20 protein-coding genes and 1 pseudogene are annotated in these 21,782 nt (G+C 68.4%); 14 read left to right on the top strand and 7 right to left on the bottom strand.

The features are described from left to right. Positions 1–12: 12 nt before the first annotated feature. The 6 genes and pseudogenes from BWR60_RS00700 to BWR60_RS00720 form a co-directional block, all read right to left on the bottom strand. Positions 13–999 carry an aldo/keto reductase gene (locus BWR60_RS00700; RefSeq protein WP_088149082.1) on the bottom strand — a complete coding sequence of 329 codons (987 nt, stop codon included), beginning with the start codon at positions 997–999 and terminating at the stop codon, positions 13–15. Positions 1,000–1,089: 90 nt separating this feature from the next. Next, positions 1,090–1,485, bottom strand: a complete 396-nt coding sequence (locus tag BWR60_RS38845) for a nuclear transport factor 2 family protein (protein WP_343216337.1) — start codon at positions 1,483–1,485, stop codon at positions 1,090–1,092. After that, positions 1,452–2,033, bottom strand: a pseudogene (locus tag BWR60_RS00705) (ABC transporter substrate-binding protein); the annotation flags it as partial. The gene BWR60_RS38845 and the pseudogene BWR60_RS00705, both read right to left, overlap by 34 nt. Positions 2,034–2,120: 87 nt before the next feature. Next, entirely contained in the window at positions 2,121–2,990 is an 870-nt protein-coding gene (locus BWR60_RS00710; protein WP_230982914.1) for a carbohydrate ABC transporter permease, read from the bottom strand. Between the two features lie 26 nt (positions 2,991–3,016). Further along, on the bottom strand, positions 3,017–3,943 hold the full coding sequence (locus BWR60_RS00715; RefSeq protein ID WP_088149085.1) for a carbohydrate ABC transporter permease: 927 nt from the start codon (positions 3,941–3,943) through the stop codon (positions 3,017–3,019). 86 nt (positions 3,944–4,029) lie between these two features. After that, complete coding sequence (locus BWR60_RS00720; protein WP_179221574.1) at positions 4,030–5,250, bottom strand: ABC transporter substrate-binding protein; 1,221 nt, start codon at positions 5,248–5,250, stop codon at positions 4,030–4,032. A gap of 718 nt (positions 5,251–5,968) precedes the next feature. On the opposite strand from BWR60_RS00720, the gene BWR60_RS00725 reads away from it, so the two are divergent. From BWR60_RS00725 to BWR60_RS00730, 3 genes are read left to right on the top strand one after another with little or no spacing between them, the layout of a single operon-like run. After that, positions 5,969–7,030 (top strand): LacI family DNA-binding transcriptional regulator, encoded by a 1,062-nt coding sequence (locus BWR60_RS00725; RefSeq protein WP_088149087.1) that lies wholly within the window; start codon positions 5,969–5,971, stop codon positions 7,028–7,030. Between the two features lie 56 nt (positions 7,031–7,086). After that, complete coding sequence (locus tag BWR60_RS36805; RefSeq protein ID WP_179221575.1) at positions 7,087–7,248, top strand: hypothetical protein; 162 nt, start codon at positions 7,087–7,089, stop codon at positions 7,246–7,248. Between the two features lie 23 nt (positions 7,249–7,271). Then, entirely contained in the window at positions 7,272–8,054 is a 783-nt protein-coding gene (locus tag BWR60_RS00730; RefSeq protein WP_218823249.1) for a carbon-nitrogen hydrolase family protein, read from the top strand. A gap of 13 nt (positions 8,055–8,067) precedes the next feature. Here BWR60_RS00730 and BWR60_RS00735 read toward each other — a convergent pair whose 3' ends face one another. Beyond that, entirely contained in the window at positions 8,068–8,781 is a 714-nt protein-coding gene (locus BWR60_RS00735; protein ID WP_218823250.1) for an FCD domain-containing protein, read from the bottom strand. Positions 8,782–8,962: 181 nt separating this feature from the next. Here BWR60_RS00735 and BWR60_RS00740 point away from each other — a divergent pair, with 181 nt between their 5' ends. The 11 genes from BWR60_RS00740 to BWR60_RS00790 all read left to right on the top strand — a co-directional run bounded on the left by BWR60_RS00740 (position 8,963) and on the right by BWR60_RS00790 (position 21,772). Then, on the top strand, positions 8,963–10,456 hold the full coding sequence (locus tag BWR60_RS00740; RefSeq protein WP_088149088.1) for an ABC transporter substrate-binding protein: 1,494 nt from the start codon (positions 8,963–8,965) through the stop codon (positions 10,454–10,456). After that, positions 10,453–11,307: an ABC transporter permease gene (locus tag BWR60_RS00745; RefSeq protein ID WP_088149089.1), complete on the top strand. Its 855-nt coding sequence runs from the start codon at positions 10,453–10,455 to the stop codon at positions 11,305–11,307. Before BWR60_RS00740 ends, BWR60_RS00745 begins: the two co-directional genes overlap by 4 nt. Before the next feature lie 7 nt (positions 11,308–11,314). Then, on the top strand, positions 11,315–12,229 hold the full coding sequence (locus tag BWR60_RS00750; protein WP_088149090.1) for an ABC transporter permease: 915 nt from the start codon (positions 11,315–11,317) through the stop codon (positions 12,227–12,229). Beyond that, on the top strand, positions 12,226–13,575 hold the full coding sequence (locus BWR60_RS00755) for a M20/M25/M40 family metallo-hydrolase (RefSeq protein ID WP_218823251.1): 1,350 nt from the start codon (positions 12,226–12,228) through the stop codon (positions 13,573–13,575). Before BWR60_RS00750 ends, BWR60_RS00755 begins: the two co-directional genes overlap by 4 nt. After that, entirely contained in the window at positions 13,572–14,567 is a 996-nt protein-coding gene (locus BWR60_RS00760) for a 1-aminocyclopropane-1-carboxylate deaminase/D-cysteine desulfhydrase (protein WP_088149091.1), read from the top strand. Before BWR60_RS00755 ends, BWR60_RS00760 begins: the two co-directional genes overlap by 4 nt. Before the next feature lie 7 nt (positions 14,568–14,574). Continuing rightward, the gene (locus BWR60_RS00765; RefSeq protein ID WP_088149092.1) at positions 14,575–15,600 is read left to right on the top strand and encodes an ornithine cyclodeaminase; all 1,026 of its coding nucleotides are present in this window, start codon (positions 14,575–14,577) and stop codon (positions 15,598–15,600) included. Then, positions 15,591–16,412: a rhodanese-like domain-containing protein gene (locus BWR60_RS00770; protein WP_088149093.1), complete on the top strand. Its 822-nt coding sequence runs from the start codon at positions 15,591–15,593 to the stop codon at positions 16,410–16,412. The genes BWR60_RS00765 and BWR60_RS00770 overlap by 10 nt, the downstream gene beginning before the upstream one ends. Before the next feature lie 310 nt (positions 16,413–16,722). Beyond that, positions 16,723–18,261, top strand: coding sequence for an ABC transporter substrate-binding protein (locus BWR60_RS00775; protein ID WP_179221576.1), 1,539 nt, complete (start codon positions 16,723–16,725; stop codon positions 18,259–18,261). Beyond that, positions 18,258–19,250 carry an ABC transporter permease gene (locus BWR60_RS00780; protein WP_218823252.1) on the top strand — a complete coding sequence of 331 codons (993 nt, stop codon included), beginning with the start codon at positions 18,258–18,260 and terminating at the stop codon, positions 19,248–19,250. The genes BWR60_RS00775 and BWR60_RS00780 overlap by 4 nt, the downstream gene beginning before the upstream one ends. Positions 19,251–19,266: 16 nt before the next feature. Then, positions 19,267–20,130, top strand: a complete 864-nt coding sequence (locus BWR60_RS00785) for an ABC transporter permease (RefSeq protein WP_218823253.1) — start codon at positions 19,267–19,269, stop codon at positions 20,128–20,130. Beyond that, the gene (locus BWR60_RS00790; RefSeq protein WP_088149096.1) at positions 20,114–21,772 is read left to right on the top strand and encodes a dipeptide ABC transporter ATP-binding protein; all 1,659 of its coding nucleotides are present in this window, start codon (positions 20,114–20,116) and stop codon (positions 21,770–21,772) included. The genes BWR60_RS00785 and BWR60_RS00790 overlap by 17 nt, the downstream gene beginning before the upstream one ends. Positions 21,773–21,782 lie beyond the last annotated feature (10 nt).

The following is a 21,782-nucleotide window of genomic DNA, read 5'->3' on the forward strand; positions in this document are numbered from 1 at the left end:
CGCTGCCTTCGTTCAGGGGTGATGGTTGAAGAGGTTGCCTTCATCGGGTACGTGCCGGACGATCTCGTCGCTGATCGCCGTCATCCGCTCGAGGACGGATGGCGGAATCGCGCCTGAGAGCGCCGCCGCATTGGCCTCGGACTGCGCGCGGTTGCGCGCGCCGGCCACGACGAAGGTGATGCCCGGCCGCGAAAGGTTCCAGCGGATCGCGAGATGCATCAGCGGCCGGTCGAGCTCGGCCGCGATCGCCTTCAGCCTCTCGACGCCGGCATGGACATGCGGCCAGATATCGGCGCGGAAGGGCAGGATCCGGTGGCGCTGGTCGCCGGGCGCGAGGTCGGGCTTGCGGCCGAACTTGCCGGTCAGGATGCCGTGCGCGAGCGTGCTGTAGGTGACGACCGCGATGCCGTGCGCGACGCAGAAGGGGATCAACTCGTCCTCGGCGTAGCGCCACAGCAGGTTGTAGCCGAGTTGGTGGGCGTCGATGCGCCCGACCTCCTGCACCTGCCGCATCTGCGCGACCGAGAAATTGCTGACGCCGGCGGCTCGGATCTTGCCGGCCCGGCGCGCCGCCTCCAGCGCCTCCATGCGCGGCCGCATGTCGACCCCGCTCTTCGGCCAGTGGATGTAGTAGAGGTCGACATAATCGGTCTTCAGCCGGCGGAGGCTGGCGTCGATCTCCGCCGACATGGCCGCCGCCGTCGCCTCGGCCGGGTTGGCCTTGGACGCCAGGAAGATCTCGTTGCGCCTGCCCGCGAGGAAGGCGCCGTAGATCTCCTCCGAATGGCCATTGCCGTAGCCGCCGGCGGTGTCGAAGTGGCGCACGCCGCCCTCATAGGCCGCTTCGATGGCGCCGGTGAGTTCCGCGTCCTGCGCACCCGGCGCCGAATAGGGAATGAACCAGGAGCCGCCGAAGGCGAGCGGGAGCTGCGGCGGGAAGGTTCCGATCGTGACCGGGCGGATCGACGGGTCGGTGCTGAGGCTTGCTGATTCGGACATGGCAATTCTTTCCTCTGCGGAAGACGGCGTTGGTCTGCGCGTACGATCTTCGCTGCGGGGGGCCGTTCAGCCGCGGCGTGGAGCAATCGGTCACGTCGGCATGCGGTGTGCGTTCGCGGTGTCGACCATCTCCTCGATCTCGGTGATGAGGCCCTCGTGGTCGAAGGTGAAGATGCACCAGAGGTCGGTCGCTCGGACGCCTTCCCCGAAGGTGAGGCGCAGACGTGCGAGCACCCGGCTTGGGTCGGCGAAAGGCTCCGTTACCACCCCGATGCCGTAAGGGGGCCGCACCTCGAACTTGCGTCGTGTGGCGCGCACCAGCGCCTCGCGACCCACCACGGGCGGCACGTCGGTCGACAGATGGAAGCTCTGCCGTCCGTGGAGATGCCAGAGCCGTGCCCAATCCTCGATATTCCGCCGGCGTTCCGCGTCGTACAGCGCCTCGACCGCGGCGACTTCTTGGCATCGGCGATGAACTCGTTCCACGTGGTCGGCAACTTGGTGATGCCGGCATCGGCCAGGATCTTCTTGTTGTAGACGAGCTGCCAGGTGCCGCCCCCGGTCGGGATCGATATCGGATCCTTGCCTGGATAGCCCATGACCTGGGTGAATGCCGGCACGAACTGCGACATGCCGCCGATCTCCTCCATCATCTCCGGAGTCCAGCTCACGACGCCGCCGGTGTCGCTGTAGATGCCGTTCCAGGTATTGCCGCCTGCCGCAATATCCGGGCCGGTGTTGCTCGCGATCGCCGCCGCCAACTTCGAGAGCAGGCTGCTCCAGTCGATGATCTGCAGGTTGACCGTGATGCCGGTCTCCTTCTTGAAACCGTCCACGATCGGCTGCAGCAGCGCCTTGGTCCCGGATTCATTGAGGCCGTTCTGCGGCGGCGACCAGTATTCGATCGAGGTGACATCGTCGTCCGCGCGCGCAGATCCCGCGCGAGCGAGCACGGAGCTCGCTGCGATCGCGGCCACGGGGGTTGCGACAAGAAGCCGGCGGCTGATGCCGCCTCGCGACGTCTTGAAGTGCATGTTTCCCTCCTTCGATGTGGCGCTTTCGCTGTGTGCGGGTTCCCCGCCGGGGACGTCTTGCCTTTGCGGACGGGACGGCGGGCCCCGTCACCCCTTGAGGGCGCCGGCGGTCAGTCCCTGGACGAACTGCTTCTGCAAAATGAGATAGACGGTGACGATCGGAACCAGCGCCAGCATCAGCCCGGAGGAGAGCGCGGTGTAGTCGGTCGAGTAGCGGCCGACCGCCTGGAACAGCGCCGCCTGGATGGTCTTGGAATCGGGGCTGGAGATGAAGGTGTTCGAGAACATGAACTCGTTCCAGGTGCCCATCGACTGGATGATGACCACGGTGGCGATGCCCGGTTTGGCGAGCGGCAGATAGACGTAGCGGAACACGCCGAACTCCGTGCAGCCGTCGATCCGGCCGGCGTCGCCGAGCTCCTGCGGCAAGCTCAGGAAGAAGGAGCGCATCAGGAAGATCGCGAAGGCGACCGAGCCGCCGAGATAGGAGAGCGACAGGCCCGTCAGCGTGTTGAGCAGGCCGATGCTCTTCAGGAACTGGAACATCGGGATGAGGATCGCCTGACCGGGGATCATCATGGCGCCGATGAACATGTAGAAGAGAACATCGCGGCCGCGGAAACGGAATCGGGCGAAGACATAGCCGGCCAGCGTCGCGACAACGATCACGACGACCACCGTAAGCGTCGTCACGTAGAGCGAGTTGACGAGATGCTTCGGCAGGTCGATGGCGTTCCAGACGCGTACGAAATTGCTGAAGTCGAGCCGCGACGGCAGGAACGAGCCGAACACCTCGCGCTGGCTCTTGACCGAGGTCAGGATCATCCAGACCAGCGGGAAGGCCTGGACGACGGCGATGGCGACCAGCGTCAGGTAGATCAGCGTCCGGCCGAACACCATCCGCAGCTGGGCCCCGGGGAGGTCGAAGACCCTGGCGGGCGCGTGAGATTGAGACATCGCGTTCACGGGGCTGCCTCCGGCGGTCAGTAGTCGATTTCCTGACGCTTCCCGAGACGGATCTGCAGGATGCTCAGGAGGAAGCTCAGCACGAGGATGACGATGGCGATGGCGGTGGCGTAGCCGAGTTGCGGGTTGGAGCTGCCCATGGCGCCGAAGGAGGTGCTGTAGAGATAGGTGCCGAGCGTGTCGCTGGCGTGGTTTGGGCCGCCGGCCGTCATGACCCAGATCTGGTCGAACACCTTGATGCCGTGGATGGTGTTCAGGACGATCACCAGCACGATGACCGGGCGCAGCATCGGCACGGTCACATGCCAGAGCCGCTGCAGCGCATTGGCGTTGTCGATCCTGGCCGCTTCGTAGAGCTCCCTCGGGATGTTCTGCATGGCCGCGTAGTAGATGACCAGGTAGAAGCCGAGCGATTGCCAGACCGAGACGGCGATGATGCTCGGCATGACGGTGCGGCGATCGGCCAGCCAGAGCTGGGTGAAGCTGCCGAGGCCGATGGAGCGCAGAAATTCGTTGAGGATGCCGAAATTCGGCTCGTAGATCATCGCCCAGAGCAGGCCGCTGATCGCCAGCGAGATGATCACTGGCATGAAATAGAGCGTACGGAAGACCGTGCCGCCGAGAATGCGCGAGTTGAGCAGGTTCGCCACCAGCAGCGGGAGGGTGCTCTGCAGGATCACGGTCGCGACCGTGAAATAGACCGTATTGCCGAGCGCGATCAGGAAGAGGCGGTCGCCGAACAGCGCGCGATAGTTCTTGAGGCCGGCCCAGACCGGCGGTGACATGCCGTTCCAGGACTGGAAGCTGATGACGATGGAGTTGACCATCGGCACGGCCATGAACACCAGCAGGACGAGTGCTGCGGGTGTCAGGAAGGCAATGGTCGGCCAGTTCCGGCGGAAGCCACCCATCGTCCCGGGCGTGGATGTCAGCGTCTGCGTCATGGTTCAGGCTCCCTGTGCGCCGGCAGGCTTGGCATGCCGAGGGGGTCCGGAAGGGCCGGGCGGATGAGCCCGACCCCGATGCGCGCTTACTGGGCCTTCGCCCGCGTGGCCAGCACGTCGGCCTGGATCTGCTTGGCGCCGGCGACCGGCTCGATCGAGCCGTCGAGGATGCCCTGGCAGACATTCGAGACCGCATCCCAGCTTCCGGCCCCGAACAGGATGTGGTCGGCGCCGTCCGTGTCCATCCAGGTCACCATTTCCTGGACCTTGGGATTCTTGACCTGGTCGAGCGCGCTCGGCATCGACGGGAAGCCGCCGAGGCCGGCGATGTGGTCGTCATAGACCTCGGGCGAGAACATGTATTTGACGAAGTCGAGGGTCAGGTCCTTGTTCGGGCCCTTGGCATTGACGACCCAGCCCTCGCCGCTGCCGTCGCCGGTATAGTGCACGCCGTCGGCGGTCACCGCCGGAACCTTGTGAACCGAATAGTTGTCGAGCCAGTCCTGCGTCGCCTCGGCCTCGAAGACGGCCGGTGCCCAGGAGCCGGTATAGAGCATCGCCGCCCTGCCCTGATAGGCGATCTGCCAAGCGGGACGCTCGTCGATGCCGTTGACGCCGTCGAGGAAGACGCCGACCTTGGCAAGCTTCTGCAGCAGCGTCAGCGCGTCGACGACCGGTTTCGAATCCCAGGACAGGTCGGGCTTGGTGAGATCGTCCAGCGCATAGACATCGCCGCCATATTGGGCGATCAGCGGCAGGAGGAAGTCCGGGCAGACATTGTGTGCCAGATTGCCGAAGGCGACCGGGGTCAGGCCGGCTTCGCGGATCTTCGGCGCCATGGCGATCAGTTCGTCCCAGGTGTTCGGCGGCGTCAGCCCGAGCTCCTTCATGATCCGGTCATTGACGAACAGGCCGAAGATCTGCGCCGTCCAGGGGAGCGCATAAATCGCTCCGTCATCGAAGGTGAACTGTCGCAGCGGGCCTGGGTAGAACTGCTTCAGAAAGGTGTCGTCGACCACATCCCTGTAGTTGACGGCGAGGCCGGCCCGCCCGAGCTCCGCGGCCTTGACGTGCCCGTAGAAGAGCTCCGGCAGCGAATTGCCGGCCGTCATCGCGGCGAGCGTCGTCAGATACTGGTTGAACGGGACGAAGTTCGTCTCGATCTTCACGCCGGGATGCTTCGCCTCGAAGCCTTGGGTGATCTTGTCCCACCAGGGCGTGCCGGCCACCTGCGTCGCCTCCCACGACATCACATGGATGACGGTATCCTCGGCATGGGTCGTGCCGCCCAGCGTCGCGACCGTCATGAAGGCCGCCGCTGCAATCATATGGTTTAGCTTCACGTTTGCGGTCCTCCCCTCGTTGACCTGCGCGCCCCGGGTCGATGACCCTGCAGCGCCGCCGTCGATCCGACGGCAAGGCAAAGCAACACCGTTTCCGATCGATGCGGATCGGTCATCTTGAATTCAGAGGGTCGTCAAATCTGCCGCCAAAGGGCGGCTTCCATGATCCACCACGCGAGCGAATCAATGCTCGTCCAGGATTAGGCCCCCGGATACTTCATTGGTGTTTTCCTCCCCAGGTTCGGAACCGCAATCGCGCGAGCCGACAGCGGCGGATGCGGAGGGTCGAAAACTGCCGATCCAAGTATTCTGGTCCGACAACATGAAGCAACTTCAAGAGGAGCCGCCTGCGATGGGCGAAGCCCCAGATCTCTTCTCTATCGACGTGAAAAGCACCGGGTCGCCATTCTCCGCCCGAAGCGGTAGGCGACCATCAGGGATGCGGGCCTGGCGGGCACGCCTCGACGCCTCCTCCTTGGAACATCGGCCTCACACGAGAGACCTTCTCATTGCTGCGGCGCGCACCGCAGTGGTGTAGTAACGTTAATATGTTGTACCGTTACTACGTAGGCTTGGCAAGGGGTTTGGCGAGGATTCTGGAAGATCGCGCGGGGTTGGCTTTGAGTCCCGTTCCGTGCTCTTCCTATGAGCCTGCCTTCGCGCGAGGCGCCGGGAGTTCCGTATGGCCAGAGTGAAAGCGAGACTGAAGGACATCGCCGCGAAGACCGGCTACGGGGTCAATACTGTATCCCTCGCGCTGCGGGGCAGCACCCGGATTTCAGCCGCGGCCCGCGAGATCATCAGCAAGGCGGCGGAGGAGCTCGACTACGTCCCCAATCACTTCGCCAAGTCGCTGGTATCCCTGAGGAGCAACACGGTCGGGCTCATCCTTCATGATGTGACGAATCCGATCCTGACCAGCGCCGCGCAGATGATCCAGCTCGCGCTCGCCGAGCGCGGCTACAGCGTCCTCTTCGCGACCTCGAACGGCAGTTTCGAGGAGGAGATCCGGGCCATCGAGATGTTCCAGACGCGAATGGTCGACGGCATCCTGATCTATCCGCTTCTGCATTCACGCCTCGACCATCTCCAGAAGCTGCGGCAGCGCAATTCCCCCATCGTGCTGCTGGTCGGCCTGTGCGAGACGGGCATCGATGCGGTCGGGATCGACGAATTTACCGGCGCCTACGACGCAACGCGGCATCTGATCGATCGCGGACATCGCAGGATCGGGGCGCTCATTCCCGAAGTCGGCACGCCGCAGAAAAAGAGCGAGGGCTATCTCGCGGCTCTCCGCGCGGCCGGGATGGAGATCGACCCGGCCCTGATCGGATACGCCCCGAGCCACACGATCGAAAGCGGCATCGAGGCGATGGATGCTGTGATGAGCCTTGCCGACCGACCCACGGCCGTGTTCGCCAGCAGCGATGTCCTCGCGCTCGGCGCGCTGCGCTGGACGCGGATCAACGACCTCGCCGTGCCGGAACAGGTCGCGATCGCCGGCTTCGACAACATCGATGCCGCGCGATTCGCCGCGACGCCGATCTCGACGATCGACAACAACGTCGGCGAGCTCGCCCGGCTGGCGGTGGCGCGGTTGCTGGAGCTCATCGGTTCGGAAGGGCCGCTGCCCCCCCCCAGCACCACGCTGCTGCACGGCCAACTCATCGTTCGCGAGAGCACGATGCGCAGAGACGAGGAGCCCCCCGTCACGCGTCCAGCGTCTGAGCAAGGCGCGTCCTGATGTTCATTCCTCGAGCAGGCCTCAAGCGGCGGAAGAATGGGACGTCGGCGGGATCAGTGCGCAATATCACCGCCGATGGCTTTACACTGCAGCGGATCGCGATCTGGACCGCGCGATCCCATTTCGCACGGCGCAATTCGGTGCAGCCCCATCATGACATTAAGGATGAGATCAATCTTTTATTCGACGGTACCGCCGTGGCCCGGACGGCGATCTAAGTCATTTGCGATGGAGGGATGGTGTGACCGGCACGAGGACCTGCGCGTTCGTCGAATGGCTCGATGGTCTGGAACCCTATGGCGCCCAATGGAATGCCTTGCGCCGGCAGATCGAGGCGCTTCGGCCGCACATCCTGGTCACCAACGAGATGCCGTTCGGCCCCTGGCTGGCGGCGGTCGATCGCTTCGACACGGAGGCGGCACGCCGCAGCGTCTCGCTGCACGAACGCGCGATCGACGCCCTCGCCGCGATCGGGGTTCCGATCGTTATCTCGTCCCGGCCGGTCTGGACGGGTGACCGGCTGGCCAATGAGGCCTTCGCGCTCGCGGATGGCCGGATCACGCCGCTGCATCGCAAGCAGTATTTTCCCGAGGAGACGGGCTGGTACGAGGCGACATGGTTCCGGGGCGATAGCGACGGCTTCGCCGTCCACGATGTGGCCGGCCTCAAGGTCGGCGTCCTGCTCTGCACCGAGTTGATGTTCAACGAGCGCGCCCGCCGCTATGGCCGTGCCGGGGCGGAGCTGATCGTGGTGCCGCGGGCCACCGGGCTGGCGAACGCCAACTGGCTCACCGCCGGCGCCATGGCCGCGATCGTATCGGGCAGCTATGTCGTCAGCTCGAACCGGGTCGGCGGCGGGGCGGACGGCCCGACCTTCGGCGGCCGCGGCTTCGCCTTCGCGCCGGACGGCAACCTGCTTGCCGAAACATCGGCCGCGGAGCCCGTGAAGATCGTCGTCCTGGACGTCGCGGCCGCACGGCGGCAGAAGGCGGAATACCCGTGCTACGTCGCCGACGCCGATTGAGCGGCTGTCGAGGTCAGGGCACGACCAGCAGCGGCAGGTCCTCCCGCCCGGCCGCCGGCGGCTCGTCGAAGCCGAAATGCTCCATCACCAGCAAGGTACCGTCGTCGATCGCCTGCTCCAGCGCCGCACGGGCTTTGCGGACATCTCCCGTCCGCAGCGCCTCGATCAGGACGTCGTGGTTGTGGCGGCCGCCGGCCGCGAGCCGCGGCTGCGGGTAGAGGTAGTTGAAGCACGGCCCGATCTGCATCCACAGCTGCTCGATCAGGCCCAGCAGCGCCGGCATCCCGGCGAGGCCGTAGAGGGCGAAGCGGAATGCGCGGTTGGCCTTGAGCGCGTCGCCGGCCCGCCCCTCCGCCTTGGCCGCGCGGAAGGCTTCGTTCAACCGGTCCAGCGTCGCGAAGCCGTCCGCGTCAATCCGGCCGCACGCCGCCTCGACCGCCAGCCCTTCCAGTGACTTCCGGATCGTGGCGATCTCGCGATAGCGCTCGCGGGTCACCACCGGCACCTGGAATGCCTGCGCCGGCGCCGCGTCGAGGGCACCCGCCGCCACCAGCTTCAGCAGCGCCTCCCGCACCGGGGTGAGGCTGGTCGCGAGCTGGCGCGCCAGCTCGCGGGTATTCAGCCGCTGTCCTGGCCGGAGCGCGCCGGACATCAGCGCCTCGCGCAGCTGGCTTTCGACGAAGGCCGTCAGGCTGGCGCGCGGCGCCTCGCTCAACACGAAGCTCACCACCGTCTCTCCATCGCCGACACCTCGAACGCCCCGTTCCTTTGGCCGGCAATATAGCCGTTGTCGGGTTCTGATACATGATATATCGTGTTTTCACAGGCGATAATCCATCGCCGAAAATAATCCCATAAGAAATTTGTCTTTCTTGATCGCGGCCGGTCGGCCCGTTCGGAGGAACAGGATGAGGACTTCGAGGCAACTGGCCGCTGCGGCCCTTCTCGCCTGGGCGGTCGGCACGGGCGCCGCCTTCGGCAATGAGCTGGTGATTGCCCGGCCGGTCTCGCCGGCGGCGATGGACCCGGGCTTCCTGCGCGAGGCGGCGACGATCGTCGACAACATCTTCGACACGCTGGTGCTGCGCGACCAGGACATGAAGCTGGTGCCGGGCCTGGCCGAATCCTGGTCGGCGGTCGACGACACGACCTGGGAGTTCAAGCTGCGGCCCGGCGTGCGCTTCACCGATGGCGAGCCCTTCGACGCCGCGGCGGTGAAGTTCACCCTCGATCGCATCCTCGACCCCGCGGCCAAGGCGCCGACCATCTCCTACATCCGCACCATCGCCGGCGTGGACGTGGTCGACGAGCACACGGTGCGGATCCGCACCACGGCGCCGGACCCGCTGCTGCCGACCCGGATGAGCCGCTACCCCGCCTATATCGTGCCGCCGAAATACCTGCAGGAGGTCGGGCCGGAAGCCTTCGCCCGCAAGCCGGTCGGCACCGGCCCCTACAAGCTGACCGAGTTCGTGCCCGACGACAGGGTCGTGCTCGAGGCCAATCCGGATTACTGGCGCGGCAAGCCGGCGATCGACCGGGTGGTGTGGCGGCCGATCCCGGAGGCGACCGCCCGCGTCGCCGCCCTGCTGACCGGCGAGGTCCAGTTGATCGAAGGCGTGCCGGCCGAGATGGTCGACGCCGTCGGCCAGAGCGGCGATGCCGACCTGATTCAGGTCAAGAATGGCGGGCTGACCATCTATCTCGGCCTCAAATCCGCGGCCAAGCCGCTCGACGACGTCCGCGTCCGCCAGGCGCTGTCGCTGGCCATCGACCGCAAGGCGATCGTCGACAACCTGCTGCGCGGCCTGGCGACCGCCAGCGGCACCCCGGTCGGGGCGCATGATTTCGGCTACCTGCCGGTCGAGGCGCCGGCCGCCGACCCGGCCAAGGCGAAGGCCCTGCTGGCCGAGGCGGGATACCCCGACGGCTTCGAGATCCAGATGCAGGCGCCGCGGCGCTACATCAACAGCGCCGAGGTCGCCCAGGCGATCGTCCAGCAATTCGCCGCGATCGGGGTCAAGGCCGCGCTCGATATCCCGGAGTGGTCGGTCTATTCGCAGAAAGTGCCCGCCGGCCAGCAGGCGCCGGTCTACATGCTCGGCTGGGGGTCGACCCAGACGCTGGATGCCGATGCCGCGACCTATGCGATCCTGCGCTCGGGCGAGCCTTACTCGACCGTCTCGCTGCCGGATCTCGACACCCTGCTGGACCAGAGCCGCCGCACCATCGACCCGGCGGCCCGGGCGGAGGTGCTGCACAAGATCCAGACCCTGACCGCCGAGCAGGTGCCGGTGATCCCGCTGTACCAGGAAGATTCGCTCTACGCCAAGAGCAAGTCGGTCGATTTCGTCGGACGGCCGGATGCGCGCATCCCGGTCTACGACATCCGCCTGCATTGATCCGCGCGACGCCGACACGGCGAAGGCGCCGCGGCTTCACGGGCGACGTCCTGGTCGGCGCCCCGCTGCTGCTCGCCGTGCTCGCTTTGGCGGCGATCGGCCCGGTCCTCTGGCCGCCGGATCCGATCACCGCCGACATTGCCGCCACCTTCAAGCCGCCGATGGCGGTGGTGGCCGGGGCGCTGCACCCGCTCGGCACCGACCAGCTCGGCCGCGACCTGCTGGCCCGGATCATCGCCGGCACGCGGCTGTCGCTGGTGATCGTGCTGCTGGCCGGGACCATCGCGGTGATCCTGGGCACGCTGCTGGGGCTGGTCTCCGGCTTCTTCGGCGGCTGGACCGACCGGATCGTCATGCGGCTGGTCGACATCCAGCTGTCGATTCCCTTCATCCTCTTGATCCTGCTGGTGGTCGCGGTGGTCGGCCCCAGCATCCTGAATCTGGTGCTGATCCTCGGCGTCACCGGCTGGGCGATCTTCGCCCGCATGGCACGCGCCAAGACGCTGGAGGTGAAGGCGCTCGACTTCGTCCGGGCGGCCCGGGCGCTGGGCGTGCCGACCGCGGGCATCCTGTTCCGCCACGTCCTGCCCAACATCCTGACGCCGCAGATCGTGCTGATGACGCTCGACCTGCCGCGGCTGGTGGTGCTGGAGGCGTCGGTGGGCTTCCTCGGCCTCGGCGTCCAGCCGCCGACCGCGACGCTGGGCAACCTGATCGGCGAGGGCCGCTCCTACATCCTGATGGCGGACTGGATCGTGCTGTATCCCGGGCTGGTGATCGCGGCGCTGGTGGTCGGCTGCAACCTGGTCGGCGACTGGCTGATCCGCCGCACCAACGTCCGGGTCGACTGAGGCGTCGATGGCCCGCTACCTGCTCGACCGCGCCCTGCAATCCCTCGTCGTCCTGCTCGGCGTCTCGGCGATCGTCTTCTTCGCCCTGCACCTGACCGGCGATCCGGCGGCGCTGATGCTGCCGCCCGACGCCAGCCGGGAGGAGATTGAGCGCTTCCGGGTCGCCATGGGCTTCGACGCCCCTCTCCTGCTGCAGTATCTGCGCTATCTCGGCGCCGTGCTGCAGGGCGACCTCGGCACCTCGCTGCGCTTCCAGCAGCCGGTGCTCGGGCTGGTGCTGGAGCGGCTGCCGGCCACGGCGCTGCTCGCTGTCGCGGCGCTGGCCTGGAGCACCCTGGCCGGCTTCCTCCTCGGCATCGTCGGTGCCATTCGCCGCGACGGCTGGGCCGACCTGCTGGTGCGGCTGGTGGCGCTGGCCGGCCAGGCGGTGCCGGTGTTCTGGCTCGGCCTGCTGCTGATCATCCTGTTCTCGCTGCGGCTGCGCTGGCTGCCGACCAGCGGCTATGGCGAGCTGCGCCACCTGGTGCTGCCGGCGGTCTCGCTCGGCGCCTACTACATGAGCGCCGTCACCCGGCTGGTGCGCGCCAGCCTGATCGAGACGCTGGACCAGGACTACATCCGCACCGCCCGTGCCAAGGGCCTGTCGGCCTGGGGCGTGGTCACCCGGCACGCGCTGCGCAACGCCATGATCCCGGTGCTGACGGTGCAGGGCATGTATTTCGCGGCGCTGCTGGGCGGCGCGCTGGTCACCGAGATCATCTTCGCCTGGCCCGGCATCGGCCGGCTGGCGGTGCAGGCGATCCAGAACCGCGACTTCCCGCTGGTCCAGGCGGTGGTGCTGTTCGCGGCCTTCACCTTCGTCGCCATGAACATCCTGGTCGACCTCGCCTATGCCGCCCTGAACCCGAGGATCCGGCTGTGACCGCGGTGGCCGAGGCCCTCGACCTGCTGCGCGCCTGGACGCCGATCCGGTCGGTCGCCGGCGACCGCGACGGGCTGGCGAGGATGGCCGCGGCGCTGTCGGACTGGCTGGTCCGCGAGTTCGGCGCCACGCTCGTCCCCGGCGCCGCCGCGGCCGATCCGCCGATCGTCCATGCCCGGCTGGACATCGGCGCGCCGCGCACGGTCGTGCTCTACAACATGTACGACGTGATGCCGGCCGACCCGGCGGGCTGGAGCGTCGACCCCTTCCTCGGCGGCGAGGCGGAGCTGCCGGGGCTCGGCCCCGCCTTCCTCGGCCGCGGCGCCGAGAACAACAAGGGCCCGCTGGCCGGCATGCTGGTCGCGGCCCGGCGCCTGCTCGCGGCGGGCCGGCTCGGCGTCAATCTCGAGATCCTGGTCGAAGGGCAGGAGGAGAGCGGCAGCGGCGCCCTGCGGCGCTACCTGGCCGCCGATCCCTGCCCGGCCGGCCCGGCCGATGTGGTGCTGTTCCCGTCGCTCTGCGAATACGGCGGCGGGCCGCCGCGGATCTACCTCGGCTTCAAGGGCATCGCCGCCGGCGAGATCCGGGTGGAGGGCGGCGCCTGGGGCGGGCCGGCGGCGGCGATCCACAGCAGCAACGCGCCCTGGATCGCCAACCCCGCCTGGCGGCTGGTCTCGGCCCTGGCCGCGATTGCCGGCGGCGACACCGGGACGGTCGGCACCATCGAACTCGATGCCGAGGCGCGGGCTCTCACCGCGCGCCTGGCGGAGCGGTTCGACCCGGACGCCGAGCTGTGCTTCCGCCGCGCCCGGCGCTACGCCATCGACGGCACGGCGGAGGAGAGGCTGGCCGCGGTGCTGGCGACCGCCGCACTGAACCTCTCCACCCTGCGCACCGATCCGCCGGACGGCCGGGCGGTGACGCCGCACACCGCCGCGGCCAGCTTCGAGCTGCGGCTGCCGCCGGGCCTCGACCCCGCTGCGGTGCTGGACGAGGTCCGCGGCCGCCTGCGTGGGCTGTCGGACGGCGTCGCGATCGATCTGCTCGACGCCTATCCCGGCTGCCGCTTCCCGGAGGCCGCAACCGGCGTCGCGGAGCTAGTGGACGCCTATCGCGACCTCGGCGCCGAGCCGCAGGTCTGGCCCTGGGCGATCGGCAGCGCGCCCGGTTCCGCCTTCTCCCGCGTCGCCCCGGCCTTCTTGATCGGCGGGCTGGGCCATGGCGGCAACGCCCATGGCATCGACGAATTCGTGACGCTGGACGGCCTGGCGCGCTTCCTGCGCTCGATCGAGGGCTGGCTGCTCCGCCTCGCTTCCCTTCCCGACATTCCAGGACGAGAGACATGACACCGGACGATTTCCCGCGGGTTCCGCTCGGCTTCTTCCCGACGCCGATCGAGGCGCTGCCCCGGCTGGGGGCGGAGCTGGGGATCGAGCTGTCGATCAAGCGCGACGACTATTCCGGCTTCGGCGGTGGCGGCAACAAGGTCCGCAAGCTGGAGTTCCTGATGGCCGAGGCGCTGGCCGACGGCGTCGAGGTGATCATCACCACCGGCGGGCACCAGTCGAACCACGCCCGCATGGTCGCGGCGGCCGCCTGCAAGTTCGGCATGAAGGCGGTGCTGGTGCTGCGCGGCAACCCGCCGGCCGAATACCAGGGCAACCTGCTGCTCGACCGGCTGTTCGGGGCCGAGCTCGAGTTCCTCGAGCCCACCGCCTACTTCACCCAGGTCGACCCGAGGATGGAGGCGCATGCCGCCGCCGCCCGCGAGCGCGGGCAGAAGGCGCAGATCATCCCGCTGGGCGGCGCCAACGCCACCGGCGCGCTGGGCTATGTCCGGGCGGTGGCGGAGATGGACGCGCAGCTCCGCGTCGCCGGCCAGGCCGCGCCCGACGTCATCGTCGTCCCCGCCGGGTCGGGCGGCACGCTGGCCGGGCTGCATGTCGGGGCACGGCAGTACTGGCCGGGCACCCGCGTGATCGGCATCAGCGTCAGCCGCGACGCCGCCTGGTTCCAGCAGCGGATCTCCAGCATGGCCGCCGACTGCGCCAGGCTGCTGGGCTGGGACCAGGCCTGGTCGCCGGCCGACATCCTGATCGAGGACGGCTTCGTCGGCCCCGGCTACGGCATGCCGTCGGAGGGCGGTGTCGCCGCGATCCACCGTATGGCGCGGACCGAAGGAGTGCTGCTGGACCCGGTCTATACCGGCAAGGCGGTGGACGGGCTGGCCGTGCTGTGCCGCAACGGCGCGATCCCGCCCGGATCGCGGGTCGTCTTCGTCCATTGCGGCGGGTCGCCGGCGCTGTACCCCTTCGCCAAGACACTGGTCGAGGCCTGAGGCGGCCATGGCCGAGGTCGAGCTGCGCCACCTCTCGCGCCGGGACGTGATCGCGCTGGGCGGCGGCGACATCGCCCGGGCGGTCGAGGACGTGACCGAGGTGCTGCGCCTGATGCGGGCCGGCGAGGCGGCGATGCCGGCCGAGACCGCGGTGGCGCTGGCGGGGTCGGAGCAGGCCAAGGCCTACGCCCTGGCGGCCCGGGTCGGCGGCCGGTTCGGCGCCGCCGGCGTGAAGTGGACCGCGCACCGGCCGCCGGCCCGGGACGGGGCGCCGCAGATCCTGTCGCTGACCCTGGTCAACGACCTCGCCACCGGCCGACCGCGCGGCCTGGTCGAGAGCGCGCTGCTGACCGCGACCCGGACGGCGGCGGTCTCGGCGTTGGCCCTGCGCACGATGGCACCACGACCGCCGCGGCGCGTCGCCGTGCTCGGCGCCGGGGTGCAGGCGCGGGCCCATCTCGCCATGCTGGCAGCGCTGTTCCCGGCGGTGGAGGAGGTCACGGTCTGGAACCGCAGTCCCGACCGGCGCAAGGCCCTGGTCGCGGCGATCAGCCCGGCCGCGCCCTGGCCGATCCGCCTCGCCGACGACCCCGCGCAGATCGCCGCGGGCGATGCCGACGCGATCCTCGCCTGCACCGCCGCGCCGCAGCCGATCCTCGGCCGGGGCGCGGTCCGGCCGGGGCGAATCCTGCTGCAGATCGGCTATCACGAGGTCGGGTTCGATGCGATCGACGAGGCCGATGCGGTCGTGGTCGATCTCTGGGACGACTTCGCGCGGAGCAGCGCCAAGAGTCTGTTCCAGATGCACCGCGCCGGGCGGTTCCCGGCCGAGCGGGTGGCGGCCGACCTGGCGACGGCGGTGCTGGACGGCTGGCGCCCGGCGCCGGACGCCGCCGTCTACATGTCGAGCTTCGGCCTGAACGTGTTCGACATCGCTTTGGCCGCCCGGGTCCTGGCACGGGCCGAGGCGGAGGACATCGGCCGGACGCTGCCGATGTCGGGAGACGAGAGAGGAGGTTGGCCATGGCCGTGACCATCGGCGCCGCCGAACTGCGCGACCGGCTCGCCTCGGGCGAGCGCCTGATCCTGGCCGATGAGCGGCCGGAAGCGGAATGGCGGCGGGCCACCATCCCGGGAGCGATCGGACTGAACGTCTACGACTATTTCATCCCGAGGAGCGACCGGGCCGGCGTCGGCGCCATGGCGGGCGCCGCGGCCGGCGCCTTCGCGGCGACGGGGATCGACGGCAGCGTGCCGGTCGTGCATTTCGAGCAAGCCACCGGCATGATCTCGCCGCGCGGCCTGTGGTTCCAGGACTTCCTCGGCCTGCCGGGCGGGCTGATCCTCGACGGCGGCATCGACGCCTGGATCGCCTCCGGCGGCCCGACGCAGCCCGGCACCGGCCCGGCCCTGGCCGTCACCGCCGCCACGGCCTTACCGGAGCCGCCGGCGCCGCGGCTCGACCTGGTCGCCACCATCGACGAGGTCGCCGGGCTCGATCCCGGCCGAACCACGCTGCTCGACGTCCGTCGCCGCAGCGAGCACGACGGCAGCTTCGCCCATCCCTGCTGTGCCCGACCCGGACGCATACCGCACTCCGCCTTCCTGTTCTGGGAGGACCTGCTGGAGGGCGGCCGCTACCGGCCGGCGGCCGAGATCGCTGCCCTGGCCGCGGCGGCCGGGCTGTCGCCAGACCGGAAGGTGATCACCTATTGCCACCGCGGTGCCCGCGCGGCGACCGCGCTCTATGCGCTGCGGCTGGCGGGGTACCGGGATGTCGCGGTGTTCGTCGGCTCCTGGCATGAGTGGGCGGCCCGAGCGGATCTCGACATCGAGAAGGGTTAGCGAGCGGCCCCATCTGCCAATGACGGGGAACCAGCAGGGCTTGCGATAAATATACATTTGTAATATGTTATTAATAAAATTAACAACACATTCTTCTGTTGCGAATCGACTCCCTTTGATATGTCAGATGTAGAATTCAGAACTTCGCAAGCCGCGCAGCAAGGATGAGCGCGGCGATGCGTGCGGCAGGAGCCTTGCCTGCCAGCAGCGGCAGCGGCAGCGGTTCCAGCACCAATGAAAGATTGGGAAAGCGATTATGACGACTGCGCGAACGGCAAGACGCCTGCTTCTGATCGGTGGCGCGATCCTTGTGTCGTCTGCCAGCCTCGCGGCCGCGGCCGAAACTCCGGTGGAGGGCGGCACGCTGAAGGTCGCCGTTCACGAAGCCCCGGTCTGCATCGACCCGATCCAGATCACGAACTTCACGCCGCTCAACATCGCGCGGAACTTCGCGATCTCGCTGACAGATCAGGATCCGGTGACGGGCGAGGTCAAGCCCTGGGCCGCGACCCGTTGGGAGGTCAATTCGGACGCCACCGAATACACCTATCACCTGCGCAACGACATCACCTATGCGGACGGGCAGAAGCTGGATGCCAGATCAGTCCAGGCCAATCTCGAGAACATCCGCAACACGATCGGCCCCAAGGCGAACCGGGCCTACAACTATCTCAGCTATTACGCCGGCAGCGACATCATCGACGACTATACGATCAGGATCAGGTTCTCGCATCCATCCGGCCATTTTCTGACGGCGGCGTCGTCGGCCTGGCTGGCGCTCTATTCGGATGCGACGCTGGCGAAATCGGCCGAGGAGCGCTGTGCAGGCGCGCTGATCAGCGCCGGGCCGTTCAACCTGACGAAATGGTCCCAGCTCGAAGGTGCGACGATCGAGCGGCGCGAGGACTACGCCTGGGCTTCGCCGAGCTCCGCCAACCCCGGCAAACCCTATCTCCAGAAGGTCGAATTCGTCATCGCGCCGGAGCAGAGCGTCCGCACCGGGCTGCTGGAATCCGGAGAGGTCCAGCTGATCACCGGCGTCGGCGTCGCCGACGAGGCCGCGCTCGAGGCGGCAGGCTATGTGCTTCAGGTGGGGCGCAACCCCGGCACGCCGTTCGGGGTCCAGTTCAATGTGCAGACCCCGATCCTGAGCGACCCGAAGGTTCGGCAGGCGCTGCTGCACGCCGTGGACCGCGTGGAGATGGTCGGCGCGCTGGAAAGCGCCAAGGCCGTTCCGGCCACCGGCGTCCTGGTGAATTCGGTGCCCGGCGCCATCGACCAGAGCGCGGACATCGCCTTCGATCCCGATCTGGCCAACCGGCTGCTCGACGAGGCCGGCTGGACCGGGCGCGACGCCGGCGGCATCCGCCAGAAGGACGGTAAGCCCCTGCGCATCACCCTGAGCGGCTATGGCGCTTATCGCGGCCAGGCCGAATATGTCCAGCAGGCGGCGAAGGCGATCGGCGTCGATCTTCCGCTCGAGATGATCCCGGACGGCAGCGACATCGTCTTCAACATCCTCAAGCCGCACAAGTTCGAGGCGATCTTCGGCAATGCGACCGAGGCCGACCCGGACGTGCTGCGCTCCTATTACGGGCCGGATCAGCGCAACGTGCCGAATTCGGACGACGAGTGGCTCAGGAAGGCGGTGGTCGAGCAGCTGGCGCTCGGCAAGCCGGAAGACCGCTTCGCCAAGGTTGCCGAGATCCAGCGCCATCTTGTCGACAAGGCCTATGCCAACCCGCTGTATCCGGTCACCCAGGTCCTGGCGCAGGACGCGAAGCTGAAGGGTGCGCTTCCGGATGTCCTGGTCCGCCTGCGTCTCGAAGCGGCGTGGCTGGAGCCATGAGCGCTGAAGACACGTCCCCCGCGTCGCCCGGCCGGCTCTCGGGCCGGTCGGACCGGGGCCTGCGCCCGATCCTGCTGCGCCGCCTCGCCCAGGCGGTTTTCGTCGCCTGGGCGAGCTTCACGCTGACCTTCGCCATCCTCTACTGGCTGCCCGGCGATCCGGTGTCGATCATGCTCGGGCCGGATGCGCAGCTCGATCCCGCCGCGCTGGCGAAGCTGCGGGTGCAATACGGCTACGACCGGCCGCTGGTGGTGCAGTATCTGGATGCGCTCTGGCGGGCGATGCATCTCGACTTTGGCACGTCGCTGGTGACGGGCAAGGATGTGGCGGCCAGCATCGCCGCGGCCGCGCCGGCGACGGCCGGGCTGGCGTTTGTCAGCCTCGTCATCGCCATCGCGCTGGGCACGCTGCTGGCGGTGTTCTCGCTCGATCTCCCCGGCTTTCCGCGGGTGGGATTCGTCGTCTCGAAGATCCCCGCCCTGTTCGTGGCGGTGCCGACCTTCGTGGTCGGGCTGCTGCTGCTGCAGGTCTTCGCCTTCACCCTGCACTGGGCGCCAGCCACCGGCAGCGGCTCCGTCTCGACGCTCATCCTCCCGGCGCTGACGCTCGCCATCCCAGGGGCCGGGCTGCTGGGCCAGGTGCTGGGCAAGAGCCTGCGCCAGACCTATGCCGAGACCTTCGTGCGGATCCTGCGCGCCCGCGGCTGCTCGGAGTTGCGGATCCTGCGCCACGCGCTGCAGAACGCCGCGCTGCCGGCCTTCACCATGGCGGCGCTGATCGTCGGCGGCACCATCGCCAGCTCGGTCGTCACCGAGACGGTGTTTTCGCGCGAGGGCATCGGCCGGCTGATGCAGATGGGCGTGACCAACAAGGACATCAACCTGGTCTGCGGCCTGATCGTCTTCTCGGCGCTGACCTATGTGGTGCTCAACCTGATCGTCGACCTGCTCTATCCGCTGCTCGACCCCCGCGTGGGGCGCCGCGCCTGATCCCATGAGACCCGCCATGACCGACGCGGTCGGCCTCCCCCCTGCCTCTCCGCGGCGCCGCTTCGCTCTGGCGGTTCCGGCCCTGCGGCCGGGCCTGTGGCTCGGCCTCGCCTTCGTGCTCTTCCTCGCAACCTGCGCGCTGGCGCCGCAGGTCTTCGCCACCCACGACCCGCTGGCGATCCTGGTGCGCGAGAAGCTGCAGCCGCCCGGGCCCGGGCACTGGTTCGGCACCGATCATCTGGGCCGCGATGTGTATTCGCGGCTGGTCTACGGCACCGGCAACTCGCTTCTTGCCACCTTCATCGCGGTGGCGATCGGGCTGGCGGCGGGGTCGCTGCTTGGGCTGGTGTCGGGCACCGCCCCACGGGCCGTCGATGCCGCCTTCATGCGGGTGGTCGATGTCATGCTGGCCATCCCGAACCTGCTGCTCAGCCTGGCGATCGTCACCGCGCTCGGCTTCGGCCTCGTGCCGGTCGCCATTGCGGTCGGCATCGGCTCGATCGGCAGCTTCGCGCGCCTGATGCGGGCCGAGGTGCTGCGCGTGAAGGGGCTGACCTTCGTGGAATCGACCGAGCTTCTCGGCGCGTCGAAGCCCTATGTGATCCTGCGCCATGTCCTGCCCCATGCGGTGGGACCCGTCCTCGCGCTGGCGACCATCGAGTTCGGCACCGCGGTCCTGTCGGTCTCGTCGCTCAGCTTCCTCGGCTTCGGCGCGCCGCCGCCGGCCATGGAATGGGGCCTGCTGATCGCCGAAGGACGCAAATTCATCAATGTCGGCTGGTGGCTGATCCTGTTCCCGAGCCTGGTGATCGTGGCCACCGTGCTGGCCACCAACCATCTCGGCCATGCCCTGGAGGAGCACCATGGCCGCGCCCCTTGAAACGCTCCTCGAGGTCGAGGGGCTGAATTTCTGGTACGGGCCGGCGCCGGCCGCGCCCGAGGCGCGGGTGCTGAAGGATGTCGGCTTCCGGGTCGGGCGCAGCGCCATCACCGCCCTCGTAGGCGAATCCGGCTCGGGGAAATCGACGCTGATCAACGCGATCCTCGGCTTGCATGGCGCCAGCGCCTACCGGCTCGAGGCGAAGAGCCTGCGCTTCGCCGGCACCGATCTGACCAGGCTGTCGGTCCGTGAGTGGCACGGACTGCGCGGCCGCCGCATCGGCTATGTCGCCCAGGATGCCACCGGATCGCTGAACCCGCTGCGGCGGGTCGGCGCGCAGCTGATCGAGGCGCTGCGGATCCATCACCCCGGGCTGGCACGGCGGACGGCGCAGGACGAGGCGCTGGAGCGGCTGGCGCAGGTCGGCTTCGACGAGCCGCGGCGGGTGTTCGACAGCTACCCCCATCAGCTGTCGGGCGGCATGAACCAGCGCGTGGCCATCGCGGCCACGCTGGCAGGCGACCTCGAACTTCTGCTGGCGGACGAGCCGACGAGCTCGCTGGACGTCTCGGTGCAGCGGCAGGTGCTCGACCACCTGACCTCGGTGATCGCCCGCAGCGGCGTCTCGCTGCTGCTCATCACCCATGATCTGGCTCTGGCGGCGGACCGCGCCGACCGCCTGCTGGTCATGAAGGACGGCGAGATCGTCGAGGACGGCCCGACACGCCGGGTGCTGGAGAGGCCCCGCCACCTCTACACCCGGGCGCTCATCGCCGCCGCTCCGACGCTGGCGGGGTCCGGCGCCGACGCGGTCTCCAGCCCGGTGGCCGCATCCGACACCCTCCTCCGGGTCAGAGGCCTCACGAAATCCTACCGGATCTCGCAGGGCCGCGAGGTCCGTGCCTTCGAGGAGATCTCGTTCGACCTGCGCCCGCGCGAGACGCTTTGCATCGTCGGGGAATCCGGATCCGGCAAGACCAGCCTGGTGCGGACGGTGCTGCAGCTGACCGTGGCCGATCAGGGAGAGGTGAGCTTCGACGGCTACCGCGTCGGCGATCTGCGCGGCGCCGGATTGAAGCGATACCGCCGCGACGCGCAGATGGTCTATCAGAACCCCTATACCGCCCTGAATCCGCACCACCCGGTGGCGGCCATCCTGCGCGAGCCGTTGCAGATTCACGGGGTCGGCAGCCGGCGCGAGCAGCAGGCCGCCGCGTCCGAGCTGCTGGCGCGCGTGGGCCTGCCGGAGGCTTTCATGTCCAAGCGGCCGGGCGAGCTGTCCGGTGGGCAGCGCCAGCGCGTCGCGATCGCCCGCGCCCTGATCACCAGACCGAAGATGCTGGTGCTGGATGAATCGGTCTCGGCGCTCGACGTCTCGGCCCAGCAGGCGATCCTCAGGCTGCTGCGCACGCTGCAGGACAGCTTCGGCCTCGCCTATCTGTTCATCACCCATGACCTCGCGGTCGCCCGGCAGTTCTCCGACCGGATCCTGGTCATGCGCAAGGGCCGGACCGTCGAGCAGGGCGAGACCGAGTCCGTCTTCGCCGACCCGCAGCACGCCTATACGCGCTGGCTTCTGGACGCGGCGCCGGGCGCGCGGACACAGCCCGCCCTCCCTCCCGTCGCATTGACTGAAAGCTGAACGACGCCCT

The organism is Inquilinus limosus, from assembly GCF_002195995.1.
Lineage (GTDB): Bacteria > Pseudomonadota > Alphaproteobacteria > DSM-16000 > Inquilinaceae > Inquilinus > Inquilinus limosus_C.